Genomic DNA, 2,615 nt, shown 5'->3' with positions numbered 1-2,615 from the left:
TGAGAGATATAAAAATCAGTCATAGGTATTTCACCTCTTAGAGCTCTATTAAAATTCTTATATCCCTCTTTGGTTGTATAAAATCTCAATACAGCTTCTTCCTCTAACGAAAGCTCCTTAGTAAATTTTCTTTTGACTTTTCCATTTAGTAATATCTTGTATTTTCATTAATTTTCTCTATATGTATATAATGATATTTTTTTTGTTTTGATAGAGAAAAGACCCCTTCTTTTTCCAAAAAGTAATTTATAAAATCATAACCAAAAACATAACATTCATCATATAGATTAGGAATTTGAAATTTATTTTTTAAAGAGATAGGCAAACCAAAATTATCTGTCAAAATATTTTTATCCACATTCTCTTCTCTAACATAATTTTGAACAATAGATAAATTCATTCTACCTCTTTGAAATATAGCCACTCTACCTTCTCCCGTTGTTGATTGATAATATACTAATAAAATAATAGTTAGATACTTCTCTGACAACCTTCTCAAGAACTCATCATAAATGTATAGTGAATAATTGAATTGCACCTCTATTTCTATCCAATTCTCATATTCAAATGAAATAATAATAGTCTCTTTGGGCGCATAGAGCCACCACTTTGGAGTATCTAAAAATTCTATTCTTTTTATAGAATAGAAAGTTTTAAACTCATTAATAATATTATCTATATTATCATTTTTTACATAAATTTTTGAAAGAGTTCCCATAACAAGTTACTTTATTATTTTTCCTAGTTCATCTAATGAATTTACTATGATTACATTTTTCTGTTTGATTCTATTAATCATATTTAATTGCGTATTTGTGGCTTCAGACATAGGTTTGTCTATATATAAAATCACTTTCTTTTGTTCTGGATTACAAAAATTATCCAACTTACTATTTAAGAATTTATCAAATTGATTTTCTTTCACAGCACTAAAAGATGTTTTTACCTCAATTATTTCATCTAATGTAGAAACGTCTATATCTGTGATGTTTGGTTCTATTTTTTGTCCAAATCCTAATACTTCTTTTCTACTTTTAACAAACTCTCCTACTTTACCTTCTGTTATTTACCTATATTATTAACATTAGTGTTATTTAATCTTTTTGCTACTTGAATAGCATTCTTCTAATCCTTCGTTCTTTGTTCACTCCATCTCAATATTTTTCGTGCAGGATAAGTATATTCAATTATATTGCCATTTCTAACAATAATTCTCCTCCGTAAAATTAGCATAACCTAAATTCAATAAGATTCTGTCTCATTAAATTTTTCTTTTAATTCTTTCAAATAATCTAAATAATTTTGTCTCTCTATATCATTCATAAGTTTCCATTGAATATCTTTTATTTCCTTAGTTATCTTTATTAATTCAACAAACATATTTACATTTTTCTTTACAAAAAGATTATATTCTTTTTCACTTGAAAATGAGTGACTATTAATTGTTTTCATAAGTTGGTCTTTCCTCTCTTTTAATAAAAGAAGTTCTTTTTGATAATCTTTCATATTATAATTCTTTTAACCAAATTGTTTTTATAGGAATCATATAATCTTCTGGGTTAGGAGAAAAACCTACTTTTTCCACTTTAAATATCGTCTCAGACTTAAATAATATTTCTTTTTCAGATGGTAATGTTGAAAGCCCTTCTATTAGTTTTCCATCCTTTCCTTCTATTCTTATTAACACAGTATAAGGTCTATTCCTCATAGCTTCAATAACAGCATCTTCTGAATATGTTGCAGAAGTAAATCCTTTTGTTTTTATTATGGAACCTTGAACATATAATTCTGAAATTTTATCTTCAGATAAATCTTCAATTCTATATAAAAGACTATTATTATGATTAGATGTTGGTAACTTTTTCAACGCCTGATTCATTAGTTTTTTTTGAGAGATATAAAAATCAGTCATAGGTATTTCACCTCTTAGAGCTCTATTAAAATTCTTATATCCCTCTTTGGTTGTATAAAATCTCAATACAGCTTCTTCCTCTAACGAAAGCTCCTTAGTAAATTTTCTTTTGACTTTTCCATTTAGTAATATCTTGTATTTTCATTAATTTTCTCTATATGTATATAATGATATTTTTTTTGTTTTGATAGAGAAAAGACCCCTTCTTTTTCCAAAAAGTAATTTATAAAATCATAACCAAAAACATAACATTCATCATATAGATTAGGAATTTGAAATTTATTTTTTAAAGAGATAGGCAAACCAAAATTATCTGTCAAAATATTTTTATCCACATTCTCTTCTCTAACATAATTTTGAACAATAGATAAATTCATTCTACCTCTTTGAAATATAGCCACTCTACCTTCTCCCGTTGTTGATTGATAATATACTAATAAAATAATAGTTAGATACTTCTCTGACAACCTTCTCAAGAACTCATCATAAATGTATAGTGAATAATTGAATTGCACCTCTATTTCTATCCAATTCTCATATTCAAATGAAATAATAATAGTCTCTTTGGGCGCATAGAGCCACCACTTTGGAGTATCTAAAAATTCTATTCTTTTTATAGAATAGAAAGTTTTAAACTCATTAATAATATTATCTATATTATCATTTTTTACATAAATTTTTGAAAGAGTTCCCATAACAACTT

5 protein-coding genes are annotated in these 2,615 nt (G+C 25.8%); all 5 read right to left on the bottom strand.

From position 1 onward, the window contains the following. Window positions 1–145: 145 nt before the first annotated feature. Window positions 146–718 (bottom strand): hypothetical protein, encoded by a 573-nt coding sequence (locus HMPREF1321_RS03050; RefSeq protein ID WP_009421320.1) that lies wholly within the window; start codon window positions 716–718, stop codon window positions 146–148. Window positions 719–724: 6 nt separating this feature from the next. Beyond that, window positions 725–925 carry a hypothetical protein gene (locus tag HMPREF1321_RS03045; protein ID WP_050977201.1) on the bottom strand — a complete coding sequence of 67 codons (201 nt, stop codon included), beginning with the start codon at window positions 923–925 and terminating at the stop codon, window positions 725–727. A gap of 317 nt (window positions 926–1,242) precedes the next feature. After that, window positions 1,243–1,506: a hypothetical protein gene (locus tag HMPREF1321_RS03040; protein ID WP_009421318.1), complete on the bottom strand. Its 264-nt coding sequence runs from the start codon at window positions 1,504–1,506 to the stop codon at window positions 1,243–1,245. 1 nt (window position 1,507) lies between these two features. Further along, window positions 1,508–2,044, bottom strand: a complete 537-nt coding sequence (locus tag HMPREF1321_RS03035) for an ADP-ribosyltransferase (RefSeq protein ID WP_083832717.1) — start codon at window positions 2,042–2,044, stop codon at window positions 1,508–1,510. Beyond that, window positions 2,035–2,615 (bottom strand): hypothetical protein (locus tag HMPREF1321_RS03030; RefSeq protein WP_232205417.1); only part of this gene is annotated, 581 nt, incomplete at its 5' end. The genes HMPREF1321_RS03035 and HMPREF1321_RS03030, both read right to left, overlap by 10 nt.

This window comes from Capnocytophaga sp. oral taxon 412 str. F0487, from assembly GCF_000271925.1.
GTDB lineage: Bacteria > Bacteroidota > Bacteroidia > Flavobacteriales > Flavobacteriaceae > Capnocytophaga > Capnocytophaga ochracea.
Note: the sequence above shows the minus strand (reverse complement) of the source record. Positions and strands in the feature narration are given on the sequence as shown.